Raw genomic sequence first — 14875 nt, forward strand, 5'->3', positions numbered from 1 at the left:
CCTATTAGCAATTTAAAGTTTTTTTTTACCTTTGTTTTAAACTAATTGAAAAGAAACAATTGCATGAAAAAAACAAATTACGTTATCGTAATGATAACGCTGTTGCTATGTACCAAACTCTTCTCTCAAGAGTCTATAAAACTATCTTCTCTTCTAATACCTAAGGAATTAAAAGAAAATGCAAACGCAGTAATAAGATTCAATCAAGTTACTGTAGATGTTTTAGGCGTTGATGAAATGGTTGTTAAAGAAAAAAGAATAGTTACTGTACTTAATAAACTTGGTAAAACGCATGTTGATGCTTATAAGAATTATGATGACGACACAAAAATCACCAAGTTAACTGCAATCATATATGATGTGCTAGGTAACAAAATTAAAAAATATTCTAAAGGAGATTTTCAAGATGTTAGTGCCATAGATGGAGGGAGTTTATATTCTGATTCTAGATTAAAATACTTAGAATACACTCCAACTTCCTATCCATATACAGTAGTTTTTGAATCGGAATATAAAAACTCTTCAACAGGTTTCATCCCTAGTTGGTTTCCTGTTGAAAATTACAATTTAGCTATTGAAAAAAGTATTTATCAATTAAATAATCCTAAGAATATTCCTTTTCGAAAAAGAGAAAAGAACTTTGAAGGGTATCCTATTGAAAAAAAAACAGACTTAAATACGCTTATATATTCTCTTAGCAATCAAAAAGCTATTAGATACGAACGAAACACAATTAACATTGATGGTTTTTTACCAAACTTATCTCTAACATTGGAAAACTTTAGTGTAATTGGAATAAAGGGTAAAGCGACTAACTGGGTAGATCTAGGAAAATGGGAATACAATACTTTCTATAATGAAAAGCAAAAAATACCTGAACAAACAAAACTAAAAATAAAGAACTTAACTAAGAACATTTCAAACCCTATTGAAAAAGCCAAAAAGATTTATGAATATGTTCAAAATAAAACCAGATATATAAATGTTAGTGTAGGCATAGGTGGATTGAAACCTGTAGATTCTGACATTGTTGACAATGTTGGATATGGCGACTGTAAAGGTTTAACAAATTATACTCGTGCTTTATTAAAACTAGTAAATATTGAGTCTTATTTTGCTGAAGTTTTTGCAGGAAATAAAAAGAAAAACATGGATTATAATTTTCCTAAAATTCAAGGTAATCATGTAATCTTAAATATTCCTAATGAAGGAAATGACATATGGCTAGAATGTACTAGTCAAACCAAGCCTTTTGGTTTTTTAGGCGACTTTACTGACGATAGAGATGTTTTAGTTATTACACCTAAAGGGGGGATTGTTAAAAGAACGCCTGCTTATATTAATAAGGATAATCTTCAAACAATTAATGCTACTATTGATTTATTGGTAAACGGAAGTCTAAAAGCTTCTTTAACTAGAAAATCTTACGGTACTCAATATGATGATAAATACGAAATTGAAGATTTTGCCCAAGAAAAGCTAAACAAATATTATAAATCAAACGTATGGGATTATAATAACAATTTAGAAATTGAGGACATAAAACACACAAACGACAAAAATAAGATTGAATTTGCAGAAAAAGTAACTGTAAAAATTGAAAAATTTGCAACCTTAAGAGATAGCAGTTATTTATTTAAACTTAATGTGTTTAATAGAATTACTGGAATTCCAAAAAAATACAGAAAAAGACAAAGGCCTTTAAATATTAAAAGAGGTTTTACCGATAAAGATGAATTTACTTTTAAAATTCCAGAAGGTTATTCAATAGTAAATTTACCAGAAGACAAACACATTGACAATAAATTTGGAACCTATACTATCAATCTTAAAAAAATAGATGAAACTTCTTTTAAATATATAAGAGAATTTTCTCTTAAAAAAGGAGTTCATCCAAAAGAAGATTATAAAGCTTACAGGAAATTTAGAAAAAAAGTTGTTAAACTTGATAATTTAAGAACTGAATTAATTAAAAAATAAAATCACTATGAAAAGTATACTGTCCATTATTGCTATATTCTTATCAGTAATAATAAATGCACAAGAAATAAAATTTGGAAAAGTTTCAAAAGAAGAACTTGAAGAAAAATTTTACCCTCTAGATTCTACAGCAGATGCAGCATATTTATATAAAGGCAGAAAAACTTTTTATGAGTTTAGTCAAAATTCTGGTTTCAGAGTTATTAATGAAATGCATCTAAAAATTAAAATATATAATAAAGAAGGTTTTAATAAATCTACTTTTAATTTAGTTTATTTATCTCCCGATAAAGGTGAAGATGAGAAAATTAGTAATATTAAAGGATATACTTACAATATTGACTCTAATGGAAAAATAGTTAAGAAAAAACTGTCTAAAAAAGATATTTTTTCTGAGACTCTATCTAAATACAGAAGCTCTAAAAAAATTACAATGCCTAATGTTAATGAAGGAACTGTTATAGAACTAAAATACATTTTAACATCTCCTTATGAACGATATATTGATGAACTAAACTTCCAAACAGACATACCTATTAAACTTTATTATGCTAAAATTGAAACTCCAGAATGGTATATGTTTAAAAAATCAAGTAAAGGATACTTCTCAATTCCTCCTGTGAAATCATCTAGAGAAGGTCAACTATCATTTAAAAATAGAGTAAGATCTACTTCTAGAAGTGGATCTGGATTTACAAGTGTTAAATCAAAAGTTCAAACTTCTCAAGTAAATTTAAAATATAATATAGATACTTATACTGCAAAAAACATCAGTGCTCTTAAAAATAATGAGCGATATGTTTCAAATATTAAAAATTATTATGGAGGTATTAAATATGAATTGTCAATGACCAACTTTCCTAACTCTCCTATAAAAACATATAGTAACACATGGGAAAAAGTTTGTAATACAATATACAATTCTTCAAGTTTTGGTAATGAGCTAAACAAAACCTCTTATTATAAAAATGATCTAGCAAATGTTTTAGCAAATAAAAACACTAACACTCAGAAAGTCAATGCTATTTTTAATTTTGTTAAATCAAAAGTAAAATGGAATAATTACAACGGCAAATACACAGATAATGGTGTAAAAAAAGCTTATAAAGAAGGAACTGGAAATGTTGCCGAAATAAATTTAATGTTAACTTCTATGTTACGTTTTGCTGGTTTAAAAGCAAATCCAGTTTTAGTTAGTACTAGAAATAATGGTATCTCTTTATTCCCTACTAAAGACGGATTTAATTATCTAATTTCCAAAGTAACTTTTGAAAACGGTGACTACGTTTTATTAGATGCTACCGAAAAATATGCTACGCCAAATATACTCCCATATAGAGCATTAAACTGGTACGGTAGAGAAATTAATGAAAATGGAGGAACAAAAACTGTAAACTTAACGCCTGAAAGACATACAACAGAAGATAATAAATTATATGTAAAAATTAATGCTCTTGGTGAAATAAATGGTATGTTACGAAAATCTTTAACTGGACATATAGCTATGTTTTACCGTCAAAAAAACAACCTTAAAAAAGAAGAAGATTTTATAACCTCTTTAGAAGAAAAATATGATGTGGAAATTGACGATTTTAAAGTCTTTAATAAAGAGTCTTTAAACAAACCTATTTCACAAACTATAAAGTTTACTGGAGACAGTCAAATAGAAGAAATAAACAATAAATTATACTTCTCTCCATTGTTTTTCTTAACTTCTAGAGAAAACCCTTTTAAAACAAAAGAAAGAAGTTTCCCTGTAGATTACGGAATGCCTTGGCAGGATAAATTCTTTGTATCAATTACAATACCTGAAAATTATACTGTAGAATCTTATCCAAAAGAATTAGCTATTGGATTACCCGACAATCTAGGAGTATTTAAATATCAAATTACAGTTCAAGGTAACCAAATAAAATTAGCTTCTTTACTAAAAATGAACTCTAATATAATTACTCCTCAGTACTATGATTCTTTAAGACTTTTTTATAAGCAACTTATTGAAAAGAAAACCGAAAAGATTGTATTAGCTAAAAAATAATGAAAGAAATATTCTTGATTTCAATTTGTTTACTAACGTTAAATAGTTTTTCTCAAAAAAGTAAATCAACCAAAATAGGAAATATAAATATTCTTGAATTAACCATGAAAGAATATGACAAAGACACAACCGCTAACGCGGTTGTTCTTTATGAACACGCTAATTATTACTTAGATAAGAACAAAAATTACAATAAAACTACTGACTACTATTTTAGAATAAAAATTTTAAAAAAAGAAGGGCAAAATAAAACCACCATTAAAATTCCTTTTTATGGAGAAGAAAAAATACATTCAATAAAAGGAGTTACCTATAATATATCTCCACAAAATAAAATTTTAGAAACTCATTTAGAAGCTAACCAGATTTATACAGTCGATTTATCAAGTAAATGGAAAAAAACAACTTTTACACTCCCAAATATTAAAGTAGGTAGTGTTATTGAATATAAATACTCAGTAACCTCTCCTTATTCAGGAATTGATGATTGGTATTTTCAATCTGACATACCAAAAGTTAAAAGTGATTTTACTGCTGCTATTTTAGGAAACTGGAAATATAATATTAGAATTATTGGTTTCTTAAAACTTAACAGGAATAATGCCTCTATAAAAAAGAACTGTATTAACTCTCCTAGCATAAGCAATGGTGAATGTTTAATTTTAAATTATGGAATAGACAATATTCCTGCATTTAAAGAAGAAAGTTATATGCTTAGTAAAGAAAATTTCACTTCTAAATTAGCTTTTGAGCTTGAATCCTATACAAACTTATCTGGAAGCGTAAAAAAGTTTACTAAAACATGGAAAGATGCCGATAAAAATTTAAAATATAATTTTCTTGATAATCAAATTTCTAAAAAACGTTTTTTTAAAAATGAGTTAAACCCTAGTTTATTCTTAATAAAAAATAATTTAGAAAAAGCAAATGAAATTTATTCATCTATTCAAAACCATTTTATTTGGAATGGAAAATATTGGCCTTCAAAAAAAGTTAGAATAAAAAAAGCTTATAAAAATAGAACTGGAAATATTTTCGATATTAACTTATCTTTATACAATGCACTTCAAGCCGCAAATATAAAAAGCTACCTAGTACTTACATCAACAAGAGATAAAGCTATACCTACAAAATTACACCCTGTAATAAACGATTTTAACTATTTATTGGTTAAAGTTATTATTAATAATAAAACTTATTTTTTAGATGCTACAAACAAAAAACTTCCTTTTGGTTTAGTTCAATATATAGCTTTAAATGGAGATGGAAGAGTAATGGATTTTAAAAAAGGAAGTTATTGGGAAACTATTAAGTTAAGTAAGAAAACTTACCGAACTACAAAAGCTCTTTTATCTTTTAATCAAAAAAATGAATTAAGTGGTACTTTAACAGTTTCTAGCAATGGTTATTTTGCAAAAAATAATAGAGAAGAAATTAGCGAAACTAATAAGGACGATTATATTGAAAACTTCGAATCTAAACATTCAAATATAGAAGTTGATAATTTAACGTTTAAAAGCAAAGAACAAAACAATAAAGCACTACATCAAATTTATACTATTACTTTTGACGATTTTAATTTAGGAAATAAGATTAAAATCAATCCTTTTTTAATAGATAGGTATGTAAAAAACCCATTTAAACTTAACAATCGAGATTATCCAATAGATTATGGACACCCAAGGAGTTACACATACATATTATCGTTAAAGCTACCTAATGGATATAATTTAAAACACTTACCTAAAAACAAGGCTTTAGCTTTACCTAATAAAGGAGGTCAGTATATTTTAAGTTTTAAAAACCTAAACAATACAATTAACATATATTCTAAATTAAATATCAATAAAAAAATATATACTAATGAAGAATATCATCATTTAAAAGAATTTTATAATCAAATAATTAAGACTCAAGATGTTTTTATAGAAATTGAAAAAGCGAACAATTAATTGTTCGCTTTTTTTATGTTAAAGCTATTATATTAGAACTCTTAACTTCTCCAATAGTAAAAGTACTATGAGTACTACCTATGTGCTTCAAGGCAGTTAGTTTATTAACCATAAACTCACGATATTCATCCATATCTTTTACATAAATTTTTAGAATATAGTCATAATCGCCACTTACATGAAAGCATTCTGCGACTTCTTCTAATTTATTAATCTCTCTTTCAAAAGCAGCAATATATTCTTTTGCATGTTTTTCTAATTTAATATGGCAAAAAACTAAAAAAGACTTCCCTACTTTGTTTTTATTAATTAAAGCTACATACTGAGTAATTACCTCTGCCCTCTCTAACTTTTTAATCCGCTCATAAACAGCAGTTACCGACAAACCTAATACTAAAGAAAGCTGTTTTGTAGTTTGCTTGCTATCTTTTTGAAGTAATTCTAAAAGTTTTTTATCAATTTGATCTAATTTCATCTGAAAAATTTACATTTTTTAAACATTTTCTGTTTAAAAAACCATTATAAAAACTAATTTCAGCTCAAAATAAAGAATAAAAAACTACAAATAATAATTTTAATTGATTATTAATCAAAAAAACAAGTCATTTATAGTCCTATAAACAACTAAATATACTTATTATGGATTTTAAACCTGCAAACAACATTCAAGATCTACAATATTTTGGAGAATTCGGAGGCGTTAACCCTTCTATTTCTGATTCTTCTACCTATACTTTTTTAAAAGCCAAAACCATGTTTGATACTTTTGAAGGGAATACTGATGGTTGTTATTTATACTCCCGTCACACTTCTCCTTCAAACTTATATTTAGGCGAAGCTTTAGCAGCTATGGAAGGGACAGAAACTGCTAACGTAGCGGGTTCTGGTATGGGAGCAATAACTGCAACTATTTTACAAATTTGTGGAGCTGGAGATCACATTGTATCAAGTAGAACTATTTATGGTGGTACTTATGCATTCTTAAAAAACTTTACACCTAGAATGAATATTGAAACTTCTTTTGTTGATATCACCAAACTAGATGTTATAGAAGCTGCTATAAACGAGCAAACAAAAATGATTTATTGCGAATCTGTAAGTAATCCTTTATTAGAAGTTGCAGATATTAACGCTTTAGCAGCTTTAGCTAAAAAGTACAATCTAAAACTTGTTGTTGATAATACTTTTTCTCCTCTCTCAATTTCACCAATACAATTTGGTGCAGATGTGGTAATTCATAGCCTAACAAAATTCATCAACGGATCTTCAGATACCATGGGTGGCGTTGTATGTGCTAGTACAGATTTTATAAACTCTCAGAAAAGTGTAATTAATGGAGCAAGCATGTTATTAGGTTCCTCTATGGATTCTTTACGTTCATCTTCAATACTAAAGAATATGAGAACATTACATATTCGTATAAAAAAGCATAGTGAAAACGCTACTTATTTAGCTAATAAGTTTGAAGCAGATGGGTTAAAAACTGTATATCCTGGGTTAAAATCTCATCCATCACACGAAGTTTTTAAATCAATGATGAATGAAGAATATGGTTTTGGGGGAATGTTAACTATTGATGTTGGTTCGCTAGATAAAGCAAACGCTTTAATGGAATTAATGCAAGAAAAAAACTTAGGTTATTTAGCTGTAAGCTTAGGGTTTTATAAAACTTTATTCTCAGCCCCAGGAACTTCAACCTCATCAGAAATACCAGAAGATGAACAAGCTCAAATGGGATTAACTGATGGATTAATTCGTTTTTCTATTGGTTTGGATAACGACATAGAAAGAACATATCAAATGATGAAACAATGTATGCTAGAAGTTGGGGTTTTAAAACAAGAAGTTCTAGTTTAATATCACTAAGCTTTTAAATAAGAAAACCCCTCATAATTGAGGGGTTTTTCTATTTACCGTAAATTCTCTCTTTAAATTTTTTAAAATCTTCCTTTGAAGGTGGTTTCCCATTAAATGGAACCATATCCCAACGATTTCCATCTTTTTTCAATTCAAAACTAAATACAGATGTGTTTACATCATCAGGATTCAACAAAGGATAACGTAAATCTAAGTATTGTACATTCTTTGAGGAGTCAATTGGAACAAGGTTGTAATAATTATTACTAAACCATCGCAACGTTTTAATATCAGCATTATCGATATCAAGTAAATTATGTTTTTTAGGAATTGTTAAAATTGTATCTACTTTATTTTTGGAATCAAATAAAGAGTAAAATCCTACTTTATAACTCTCATCAGTTTCAGCAATTCCATACCATAAAACATTATTAAAAATAGTAGGTTGTGTAGAATACCTACTATAAGAAATATCTGCTTTATCAAATGATTTTTTAAAAACTGAATCAATATGAATTTTATTACCAATAGTAAATAACATGTAGGCAGAACTGATGTAAATCCCTGCTTTTACCCAAACTGTTCTTCTCGTTCTTTTTCTATTATAAAACATAGCAACAAGTAGGCATAATAAGAAAGGAAGTGTATATAAAGGATCTACTACAGAAATATTATTAAATGCTACTCTATAATCAGAAAAAGGTAAAAATAATTGCGTTCCATAAGGTGTAAAACTATCTAAAATAGGATGCGTGAAAATGGATAAGAAATATAGCAAAATCCAATTTTTAAGCGTTGTAGTTCCAAGACGTTTACCTGTATTGTATAATTTAAAAGTTATCCAACCAAAAAGAAAAGAACCTAGAACTGCAAATAAAATAGAATGCATAAATCCCCGATGAAAAGCCATCGCATCAATTTCATTTCCATATAACCAGCCTCCGATAAACACATCTAAATCGGGTATTGTACCGCCTATTGCACCAAATAATAATGCCTTATTTCCTATTTTTTTTCCTAGTGCTATTTCTCCGCAAGCAGCACCTAAAACAATTTGAGTTAATGAATCCATAGTTGGCAAAAGTACTAAACTGATTCTATTTGTATAATTCTTTACAAAATCGTAACATTACAAACCGAAAAAAACCATACAATGCAAGAAAATAAAAACTTATCTGAAATTAATATTGAAGATCAGAAAATTATTGACAATAAAGAGCTAAATATTTGGGAAGCTTTAATTCCTGTAATTATTTTAATGAGCTTATTAGCCTATAATATTTTTTATGCAGACGGTGCTTGGTTAGGAGATTACTCAAATCAATATATTTTATTAATAGGAGGTTTTATTGCTGCTGTAGTTGGTTTTTTAAATAAGGTTACTTGGCAAAGAATGATTGCTGAAATCTGGGAAAACTGGAAAAGTGTTTTTGTTCCTATTATGATTTTATTTTTGGTTGGTGCATTAGCTGGTACTTGGTTAGTTAGCGGAATTATACCTGCAATGGTATATTATGGTTTACAAGTACTAAGTCCAGAAATATTTTTACCGGCATCTGTAATAATTGCTGCAATTATATCTATTGCAACAGGAAGTTCTTGGACTACCTCTGCTACGGTTGGTATTGCATTGGTAGGAATTGGTAGCGCCTTAGGAATTCCAACAGGAATGATTGCTGGTGCAGTAATTTCTGGGGCTTATTTTGGAGATAAAATGTCACCACTTTCAGATACTACAAATTTAGCTCCTGCAATGGCTGGAACAGATTTATTTACGCACATAAAATATATGGCATACACTACAGTGCCAACTATTATAATTACCTTAATTGTATTTTCTATTTTAAGTACAACTATTGACACTACTGGAAATGCAGACGTAAGTAATTTATTAGCTAGTATAAAAAATACGTTTCATATTTCTCCTTGGTTATTTTTGGTTCCAGGAATTGTAATTGTAATGATTTTATTGAAAACAAAACCGTTAGTTGCTTTAGGAACTGGAGTTGTATTAGCTGCCATCTTCGGATTTATTTTTCAAGGTGACGTATTAGATGCTCTAGCAGAATCGAGATTCCAGTCGGTTGTAAACGCCGTTTTAACGGATACTCAAGTGCAAACTGATAATGAAAAACTAACTGAATTATTTAGTGCAGGTGGAATGAACGGAATGTTATGGACTATCTTTTTAATTATTTGTGCTATGGTTTTTGGAGGTATTATGGATGCAATTGGTGCTTTAGCTAAAATTACGAAAGCCTTACTTTCTATAGCTAGCTCTGTTTTTGGGCTATTTGCCAGTACCGTTGTTAGTTGTTTAGGTTTAAACATAGTAGCTTCTGATCAATATTTAGCATTGGTAATCCCAGGTAAAATGTTTAAAAAAGCGTACGAAGATAAAGGCTTAGCTCCAGAGAATTTAAGTAGAACTTTAGAAGACTCTGGTACTGTAACCTCTGTATTAATACCATGGAATACGTGTGGAGCTTATCAATCTGGTGTATTAGGCGTTGGAGTTGGTGAGTATGCTATATATGCTGTTTTTAATTATTTAAGTCCATTTATGACCTTATTATTCGCTGCATTTAGAATTAAAATTAGAGAAATTTCAAAAAAATAATATAAAGCCTCACTATTACAGTGAGGTTTTCTTTTTTATGATAAAAAAAGCCGAAATAGAAGATTCAGAATTATTAACTAACATCGCATTAATTTCAAAAGAATATTGGGGGTACTCCAAGGAACTTATTAAAAGCTGGGAAGATGATTTAACAGTTACCTCTAAGATGATTGAAGAAATGATGGTTTATAAATTTATAAAGAACAATAAAATCGCTGGTTTTTATATATTAAACCAACCTCATAATAATACCATAGAGTTGGAATTTTTATTTGTGCTCCCAAATGTTATTGGTCAAAAAATTGGAAAACAGTTGTTAGCACACGCTATTGAAAAATCTAAAATTTTAAATATTGAGGTTATGTCATTACTAGCAGATCCTAATGCACAGCCTTTTTATGAAAGTCAAGGTTTTATTTCAATAGGAAAAAAAGAAAGTTCTATTCCGAATCGTTTTTTACCAGTAATGATGAAAAATTTAAAATAGCAGACACTACTAAAAGTAGCCAAGGACTGCCATGTAATAAAACATCAAACCAATCTTGAAACTGCATTGCTTGTTCTCCGGAAAAAGCATTTCCTCCTGCAATCCATTTTAGCTTTCCTATAATATGAGGTGGCTTAAAAGGAGCTAATCCTAAAGTTAAACTAGCTATTAAAAATAGTTTCCAATTTTGTTTTAACTGTTTTTTCATTTTATATAAACCAGTTCCAAACAATTCCAAAACGAATCACAAAATCTCTATATGGATAATTAGGTGCTGACAAATAATTTTTCTTTAAGAAAAAAGAACTCACATTATCTGCCTTAAAATAGATACGTGTTCTACGGACCCTCCCATTAAAGAATAAGTCTACTGTTGGGTAACCAATCTCTGTATTGTTTTGCAAGGTAAATTCAGCTAACAATGGATTATATGCATTTGCTTTATATTTTGAAAAATAGTTTAAAGTTGCTCCAATCTGTACAAATAAAGGATCACCCTTAAACCAACTATCTGAATAATACAACGTATTTCTTGTTACAATTTCAGGTACTCTAAAAACATCGCTACCACTTGCTACCTTTTGATACATTATAGTATTATCTAAACCAAATTTACCCACGGTAAACTCTTTGGATATCTTGGCTTTTAAATAATTTACATTACCTGAAAACTGCTTAGGTAAATTATTTTCATCAAAATAAGTGTAATTATCAATATTAGTAATATCTACAGAAGCATTTCCCCATTTAGATTCTATTACACCACCTAAAGTTTGTGTACCTACTGATGAAAAGTTATTTTCCCAATTATAAGTATTATAACTACTCTGATGCAATAAGAAATTAAAGTTAGGAAGCTTATTACTAATACCTAATTTAGCTTTTACCGTAAACACACTATCTTTTTTATATAAAGCTTCAGCTTTTAAATTATTTCCAGAAAGTCTTCCACTACCTGGCGTTAAGCTTGCAGATGCATTTACATAAAAATCTTTTACTTTTCCATTCCAATCAGCTCCAAACGAGACTGCGTCTCCTGTTAACTTATTTTTAGTTATTCCTACTAAATTATTCTGCAAGTTTTCATATCCGTATTTATAAGTAGTATAATCAGCTTTAACTCTAAACTTACCCAATACATATTTAGAATTAAAATCTAAAAACACTTGATTATTATAAAGTAAAAAATCTGTTTTATTATTTACACTTCCAAAAGCTCCTGTGTCACCAAAATAAGGGGTTGCTGTTGTTTGATTATAACGGTAAAACTTTGAATCTCTTGTAAAAGAATGCCCTATTTTTAAATTAGAGAAATCTTTTTCATGCAAACTATCTTTAGATGATAATAACTTAAAAGTGTGTTCAAAATACAATCGTTTCCCTTCAAAAGTATTTTCTGCATTATTTAAATTAACATCTAATCGTCCTCTGTTACTACTAAAATTTGGGTCATTATTTAAAAAATAATCTAAAGACTCATCTGTTAGCCCTCCATTTTCTTCATTAAAAAAATCTTGATTTACAATTTGTCCTCTTATAGCATATTGCTCCTTAGGACTTTCATACCTAAAACTTAATCTAAAATTCCCTGAACTAGATAAAGACCTTCTATACGCACCTAATGAACGTAGTCCTTTATATGCTACCCCCACATTAAAGCGTTTAGAAAAATTAGTCGTAAATAAAAAATCTAATACTTGTCCTTGTTCCAATCCTGTTCTATACATAACTTCTGTAGTAGGCGTTGGAACGTGATAATAATCTATATCTTCAATTTTAAAATAATTAAATTGCTTTGCTCTAAAACCAATATCTGGGAATTTAGAAATATTATCAAAATTATAGGCTAAATTATTAAATGTTTGCCCTTGATTATGAAACCCCAATAGTTCAAAATTATCTTTTCTTAAAAAATTAAATTTATAATGTTTTTTTAAGGTTAATGTAGTATCAACTATAGTTGTATCATTTTTAAACGATATAATTTTATAATCGGTATACTTTGTTTTCCCACTAAGTATCACTTCAATTTCATTATCCGGTAACGAATCGGTTCCTCTTCTAGGGACTTTTCCAAAACTTCCATCAACATTTCTTATTTGAGAAAAAAGCATATGGACACTTAACAAACAAAAAAGCACTAAAAAAATTTTCTTCATAACAACAAAAGTAAAATAATTAAACGACAAAAATTGTGAATAATTTCTTTGAAAACTGTTAATTTGTAGCATGTTGAAATTAAACTATAGTGGAGTTACCTTAGAAGCAGGAACTGACGAAGCCGGCAGAGGTTGTTTATCTGGTCCTGTTGTGGCAGCTGCAGTTATTTTACCTGATAATTTTCAACATGATTTTTTAAATGATTCGAAACAACTTTCAGAAAAAAAGCGCCAACTACTTCGTCCTTATATTGAAGAGCATGCTTTAGCATACGCTGTTTCTTTTGTTGAACATGAAGAAGTTGACGAGATAAATGTTTTACAAGCTTCAATAACTGGTATGCATCGATCTATAGAGCAACTTTCTCCTCAGCCAGAATTTATTATTATAGATGGAAATAAGTTTAAACCTTATAAAGAAACACCTCATCAAACTATAGTAAAAGGAGATGCTAAGTTTATGAGTATTGCAGCTGCATCAGTTTTAGCAAAAACTTATAGAGATGAGTATATGGAGAAAATTCATAAAGAATTCCCGCAATACAACTGGAAAAAAAATAAAGGATACCCTACAAAAGAGCATCGAAATGCTATTCGTGAATTTGGTATAACACCATATCATCGCAAGACTTTTAAATTACTTCCTGAACAGTTTAAATTAAAACTTTAGTTTTTATATTTTTGTCTTCCAATTTTTTAGAAGATGATTAAAAGAACTCGTGCAGAAATTAACAAATGTATTATTCATAAAGTTGCTAATAAATACAATAGCGGACAAAATGCTTTATCGGAAAGCTTAGTTCGTTTCGATGAAGAAAGTTATGAATTATTAATGCCTTTTTTATTAAAAAACTTCAGTACTGTAACTCAAAGTTATCGTTTTAGTCATCATGCAGATGTACGTTTAAATGAACTTAACAAATATACTTCAGATATTTTTGAAGACGATAGCAAAGAGGTTTTTATAGAACATTCTAAAAATATTGTAAACCATTTATACGAGCAATCAAACTCTGCTAATATAAAAACTGGTGATGTTATTGTTGCTTATTTTGAAGGTATTGAATATAAAGACGTTTTAACAGAAGCTGTAGGTATTTTTAAAATTGAAAGTAAAGTTGATTTTTTTCAAACTTATTTAGATGATGAAAGTTTTGATGTAGTGGTTCAAAAAGGAATTTCAACAAAAAAACTTGATAAAGGTTGTTTAATCTTAAATTCTTCCGATACGGAAGGGACTGTTGTTTTATCTATAGACAATAACAACTACGATGCACAATATTGGATTAAAAATTTCTTAAGTGTAAAATATGCCGATGACCGTAATTTACACACGCAGAATTATTTAGAAATGTGTAAAGAATTTTCTGAAGAAATTATAAAACCTGAACTTGGAAAACAAGAACAAAGTAATTTTTTAGCCAATACGGTTGATTACTTTAAAGAACACGAAAGTGTAGATTACCATGGTTTTAAAGATGAAGTTTTTGAAGAAGACAAGCATAAAGGAATGTTTGAAGACTATAAAAAACATTTTGAAAAATTAAACGACGTTTTAATTCGTAATAATTTTGATGTTTCAGACGCTGTATTAAAGAAGGAAAAAAGCAAGTTTAAAACAGAAATAAAACTAGATACCAACATTCAAATTAAAATTGATGTTGATGCTCCTGATGCTTCTTCTGACTATTTGGAGCAGGGGTATGATGAAGAAAAGAAAATGAAATTTTATAAAGTATTTTATAATACTGAGAAATAAACTACTTTTTAAGTGAAATTAAA

General features: G+C 28.5%; 12 protein-coding genes. 8 read left to right on the forward strand and 4 right to left on the reverse strand.

What is annotated here, in order from left to right:
• Positions 1-63 precede the first annotated feature (63 nt).
• Genes Q0881_RS13165 through Q0881_RS13175 form a run of 3 tightly spaced genes read left to right on the forward strand, consistent with a single transcriptional unit; the run spans position 64 to position 5970 of the window.
• Positions 64-1980, forward strand: coding sequence for a DUF3857 domain-containing protein (locus Q0881_RS13165; RefSeq protein WP_299161094.1), 1917 nt, complete (start codon positions 64-66; stop codon positions 1978-1980).
• 7 nt (positions 1981-1987) lie between these two features.
• Positions 1988-4018: a transglutaminase-like domain-containing protein gene (locus Q0881_RS13170; protein ID WP_299161096.1), complete on the forward strand. Its 2031-nt coding sequence runs from the start codon at positions 1988-1990 to the stop codon at positions 4016-4018.
• On the forward strand, positions 4018-5970 hold the full coding sequence (locus Q0881_RS13175) for a DUF3857 domain-containing protein (protein ID WP_299161099.1): 1953 nt from the start codon (positions 4018-4020) through the stop codon (positions 5968-5970). The genes Q0881_RS13170 and Q0881_RS13175 overlap by 1 nt, the downstream gene beginning before the upstream one ends.
• Positions 5971-5983: 13 nt before the next feature.
• Here Q0881_RS13175 and Q0881_RS13180 read toward each other — a convergent pair whose 3' ends face one another.
• Positions 5984-6445, reverse strand: coding sequence for an Lrp/AsnC family transcriptional regulator (locus Q0881_RS13180; RefSeq protein ID WP_299161101.1), 462 nt, complete (start codon positions 6443-6445; stop codon positions 5984-5986).
• Between the two features lie 164 nt (positions 6446-6609).
• Between Q0881_RS13180 and Q0881_RS13185 the strand changes: the two genes are divergently transcribed.
• A complete protein-coding gene (locus Q0881_RS13185) occupies positions 6610-7827 on the forward strand; it encodes an aminotransferase class I/II-fold pyridoxal phosphate-dependent enzyme (protein ID WP_299161103.1) in 1218 nt (405 codons plus the stop codon).
• A 49-nt stretch (positions 7828-7876) separates the two neighbouring features.
• Here Q0881_RS13185 and Q0881_RS13190 read toward each other — a convergent pair whose 3' ends face one another.
• Complete coding sequence (locus Q0881_RS13190; RefSeq protein ID WP_299161105.1) at positions 7877-8899, reverse strand: metal-dependent hydrolase; 1023 nt, start codon at positions 8897-8899, stop codon at positions 7877-7879.
• Between the two features lie 81 nt (positions 8900-8980).
• On the opposite strand from Q0881_RS13190, the gene nhaC reads away from it, so the two are divergent.
• Both nhaC and Q0881_RS13200 read left to right on the forward strand, forming a co-directional pair.
• On the forward strand, positions 8981-10447 hold the full coding sequence (nhaC, locus tag Q0881_RS13195) for a Na+/H+ antiporter NhaC (protein ID WP_299161107.1): 1467 nt from the start codon (positions 8981-8983) through the stop codon (positions 10445-10447).
• Positions 10448-10484: 37 nt separating this feature from the next.
• On the forward strand, positions 10485-10934 hold the full coding sequence (locus Q0881_RS13200) for a GNAT family N-acetyltransferase (protein ID WP_299161109.1): 450 nt from the start codon (positions 10485-10487) through the stop codon (positions 10932-10934).
• Here Q0881_RS13200 and Q0881_RS13205 read toward each other — a convergent pair.
• Together Q0881_RS13205 and Q0881_RS13210 are read right to left on the reverse strand one after the other, a co-directional pair.
• Positions 10888-11142, reverse strand: a complete 255-nt coding sequence (locus Q0881_RS13205) for a hypothetical protein (RefSeq protein ID WP_299161111.1) — start codon at positions 11140-11142, stop codon at positions 10888-10890. The genes Q0881_RS13200 and Q0881_RS13205 overlap by 47 nt on opposite strands.
• Position 11143: 1 nt before the next feature.
• Positions 11144-13093 carry a putative porin gene (locus tag Q0881_RS13210; RefSeq protein WP_299161114.1) on the reverse strand — a complete coding sequence of 650 codons (1950 nt, stop codon included), beginning with the start codon at positions 13091-13093 and terminating at the stop codon, positions 11144-11146.
• Positions 13094-13163: 70 nt separating this feature from the next.
• Here Q0881_RS13210 and Q0881_RS13215 point away from each other — a divergent pair, with 70 nt between their 5' ends.
• Positions 13164-13763 (forward strand): ribonuclease HII, encoded by a 600-nt coding sequence (locus Q0881_RS13215; RefSeq protein WP_299161117.1) that lies wholly within the window; start codon positions 13164-13166, stop codon positions 13761-13763.
• 33 nt (positions 13764-13796) lie between these two features.
• Entirely contained in the window at positions 13797-14852 is a 1056-nt protein-coding gene (locus tag Q0881_RS13220) for a nucleoid-associated protein (protein WP_299161119.1), read from the forward strand.
• The last annotated feature ends 23 nt before the right edge of the window (positions 14853-14875 follow it).

The sequence above is a fragment of the uncultured Tenacibaculum sp. genome, assembly GCF_947494125.1.
GTDB lineage: Bacteria > Bacteroidota > Bacteroidia > Flavobacteriales > Flavobacteriaceae > Polaribacter.

Coding starts and splice junctions, on each gene's coding strand:
- Q0881_RS13165 (WP_299161094.1), top strand. CDS start 64: ATGAAAAAAACAAATTACGTTATCGTAATGATAACGCTGTTGCTATGT.
- Q0881_RS13170 (WP_299161096.1), top strand. CDS start 1,988: ATGAAAAGTATACTGTCCATTATTGCTATATTCTTATCAGTAATAATA.
- Q0881_RS13175 (WP_299161099.1), top strand. CDS start 4,018: ATGAAAGAAATATTCTTGATTTCAATTTGTTTACTAACGTTAAATAGT.
- Q0881_RS13180 (WP_299161101.1), bottom strand. CDS start 6,445: ATGAAATTAGATCAAATTGATAAAAAACTTTTAGAATTACTTCAAAAA.
- Q0881_RS13185 (WP_299161103.1), top strand. CDS start 6,610: ATGGATTTTAAACCTGCAAACAACATTCAAGATCTACAATATTTTGGA.
- Q0881_RS13190 (WP_299161105.1), bottom strand. CDS start 8,899: ATGGATTCATTAACTCAAATTGTTTTAGGTGCTGCTTGCGGAGAAATA.
- nhaC (WP_299161107.1), top strand. CDS start 8,981: ATGCAAGAAAATAAAAACTTATCTGAAATTAATATTGAAGATCAGAAA.
- Q0881_RS13200 (WP_299161109.1), top strand. CDS start 10,485: ATGATAAAAAAAGCCGAAATAGAAGATTCAGAATTATTAACTAACATC.
- Q0881_RS13205 (WP_299161111.1), bottom strand. CDS start 11,142: ATGAAAAAACAGTTAAAACAAAATTGGAAACTATTTTTAATAGCTAGT.
- Q0881_RS13210 (WP_299161114.1), bottom strand. CDS start 13,093: ATGAAGAAAATTTTTTTAGTGCTTTTTTGTTTGTTAAGTGTCCATATG.
- Q0881_RS13215 (WP_299161117.1), top strand. CDS start 13,164: ATGTTGAAATTAAACTATAGTGGAGTTACCTTAGAAGCAGGAACTGAC.
- Q0881_RS13220 (WP_299161119.1), top strand. CDS start 13,797: ATGATTAAAAGAACTCGTGCAGAAATTAACAAATGTATTATTCATAAA.